Origin of the sequence: Candidatus Pelagibacter sp. HIMB123, from assembly GCF_052048195.1 — a bacterium.
Classification (GTDB): Bacteria; Pseudomonadota; Alphaproteobacteria; order Pelagibacterales; family Pelagibacteraceae; genus Pelagibacter.
Map to the genome: position 1 here is coordinate 1 of NZ_JBNAIL010000040.1, position 2,593 is coordinate 2,593.

Below are 2,593 nucleotides of genomic sequence, written 5' to 3' on the forward strand. Positions count from 1 at the left end.
TTTCATAAGGAATATTTTCAAATTCATAAGTGACCAAATCAACCTGATTTATAAATTCTGATATTTTTTCTTTATTATCATAACTTCCTTTAACAAATTGATTACAAAAATTTTGTGCTGGTGCATCTATGTCATCACAAAAAACAACAGTTTTAACATTTAATTTTTTAGCCGCTATTGCAAGCATACTTCCAAGTTGACCACCCCCAATGATACCAAGAGTAATTTTTGACATTTTATTTTGGAGATTTCTTTACAGATTTAGTTTGTGATGTTCTAAAATTTTTAAGTTTTTTTCGAACATTTGAATTATTATTAGCAATTATTGCTGCAGCTAATAAAGCAGCATTAATGGCGCCATCCTCTCCTATAGCAAGCGTTCCCACAGGAATTCCTTTAGGCATTTGTGCAATTGATAACAAACTGTCTAAACCTTTAAGTTTTTTACTTTCAACAGGAACCCCAAGTACTGGCACATGTGTAAGTGCTGATATCATGCCTGGAAGATGAGCAGATCCTCCAGCACCTGCAATTATTACTCCTATATTATTTTGCTCAACTTTTGCAGCATATTCATACATTCTTTGAGGTGTTCTGTGAGCAGATATAATTTTTGTTTCAAATGAAACTCCAATTTTTTTTAGGGTTTTTTCGGCTAGTTTCATTACTTTATAGTCAGATTGACTTCCCATTATGATTGAAACTTTTAATTTACTATTTTTTTTCATGAAAATTGATCGATCTGTTTATTTCAAAATTAACTTAAAATTTCAATAAAATTAATAGTATTTAAAATACATATTGATTAGAGTTAAATATACTATGAATTATAAAATTGATAATCTTCAATATTGTAATTGGTCTAGGAAAATCTTTGAGATCAATAGATCTGCTGGATTAGATGCTGTCCATGTTACCATTGTCTACCATGAAGATTTTGATGAATTACAACTTGAAATTAAAAAATGGGAAAAATTATTTCATGAAAATTCGGATTTAATTTTTCTTGGTAAGAATTTCCAAGATATTGATAAAGCTAATAAAGAAAACAAAACTGCAATATTCTTTGGTTTCCAAAACTGCTCACCAATTGAAGATGATATAAATTTAGTTGAAAAGGTTCATGAATTAGGATGCAGATTTATGCAGCTTACTTATAATAACCAGTCTTTGCTAGCAACAGGTTGTTATGAAAAAGTAGATAGTGGAGTTACAAATTTTGGACGTGAGGTTATAAGAGAAATGAATAGAGTTGGCCTCGTGGTCGACATGTCTCATTCTGCAGAAAAAAGTACTCTAGATGCAATTGAATTCAGTGAAAAACCAATAGCAATTACTCATGCCAATCCTTCTTTTTGGCATCCAGCTAAAAGAAACAAATCCTCAGATTTATTAAAAATTTTGAGTGATAGTGGTGGTATGTTGGGTTTATCATTATACCCTCATCACTTAAAAGATAACACAAATTGTACTCTAGATAGCTTTTGTGAAATGGTGGCAAAAACCGCTGAAATAATGGATGTAAAAAAAATAGGAATAGGATCAGATCTTTGTTTAGATCAGCCAGATACTGTTGTTGAATGGATGAGAAATGGCTCTTGGTCTAAAAGTAAAAATTATGGTGAAGGTTCGAAAAATAAACCAGGTTTTCCAAAACAACCTGATTGGTTTCTTGATGCAAGAGGGTTCTCAAATATTGAAAAAGGTCTAAAAAAAGCAGGTTTTTCAGATACCGAGACACATGGAATACTTGGAAATAACTGGTACAATTTTTATAAATCTATTTAATTATGAAAGTTGAATTAAGAGACCCAAACAAGATAATGAAATTATCAAGGCTAGGATCTTTTCATCAATCAAAATTATCTTTTTTTTAAGAAGTTTTCTTAATGAATTTAAAGAGTGGGAGTATAAAAGAGATTTATTTAATTTAAACGAAAATGGTTTTGGAGAAGCTGTTTATTCATTTAAAAAAAATAAAAGAGTTTATTCTTTAGTTTGTTTTGCAAATGAAATCAAAGATGAAGAAAGATCAGATAGAGTTATAGCAACAAAATGGGATGCAGCTTTTACATTACATGATGGAGTTCCTACAAAAAAAGACATTGAAAGATTAAAAAATGAAGTTCCAAAGCAAGAAGTCGGTAGACTTTCTTATAAAGAATTAACTTTATCGAGAGCAAACAAATCAGTAAGAATTTATAATCATGTAGTTGAAAGTTTGAGTAAAGGTAAGCAGCCAGATTTAAACCTATTATCAAAAGTAGGCTATTTATATAGGACTACAGCAGTATATGGCTCTGGTAAGTTTGGTCTAGCAGATCGATTTAGAATTAAAAATCGTGAAGAAATTAATGGCCCATTCAGATTAGAAATGATGTTGGTATATTTGGTAAGACAATTTACTTTTGATCAAGTTAATCATGTTGCTTATTATAAAAATCCAAAAAAAGCCGTTAAGCTAGATGACAATATTTGTAAAAACTTGGGAATAGGTAACTCCACAGGCTTGGGCATGGCTCCATTTATAGTCAATCACCCAACTCTATTAAATAATTGGATTTTAAGTAGAGAAAAAGCACCCTGAAAAGAG

Annotated in this window: 3 protein-coding genes and 1 pseudogene; 2 read left to right on the forward strand and 2 right to left on the reverse strand. The window is 30.4% G+C overall.

Features of this window, described 5'->3' with window-relative positions; translation table 11 throughout:
* Together ACTTBL_RS06780 and purE are read right to left on the reverse strand one after the other, a co-directional pair.
* Positions 1-235, reverse strand: a pseudogene (locus tag ACTTBL_RS06780) (5-(carboxyamino)imidazole ribonucleotide synthase); the annotation flags it as partial.
* Between the two features lies 1 nt (position 236).
* The gene (purE, locus tag ACTTBL_RS06785; protein WP_145595912.1) at positions 237-728 is read right to left on the reverse strand and encodes a 5-(carboxyamino)imidazole ribonucleotide mutase; all 492 of its coding nucleotides are present in this window, start codon (positions 726-728) and stop codon (positions 237-239) included.
* 94 nt (positions 729-822) lie between these two features.
* On the opposite strand from purE, the gene ACTTBL_RS06790 reads away from it, so the two are divergent.
* Positions 823-1,788 (forward strand): membrane dipeptidase, encoded by a 966-nt coding sequence (locus tag ACTTBL_RS06790; RefSeq protein WP_440644155.1) that lies wholly within the window; start codon positions 823-825, stop codon positions 1,786-1,788.
* Between the two features lie 433 nt (positions 1,789-2,221).
* Positions 2,222-2,587 carry a hypothetical protein gene (locus tag ACTTBL_RS06795; protein WP_440644156.1) on the forward strand — a complete coding sequence of 122 codons (366 nt, stop codon included), beginning with the start codon at positions 2,222-2,224 and terminating at the stop codon, positions 2,585-2,587.
* The last annotated feature ends 6 nt before the right edge of the window (positions 2,588-2,593 follow it).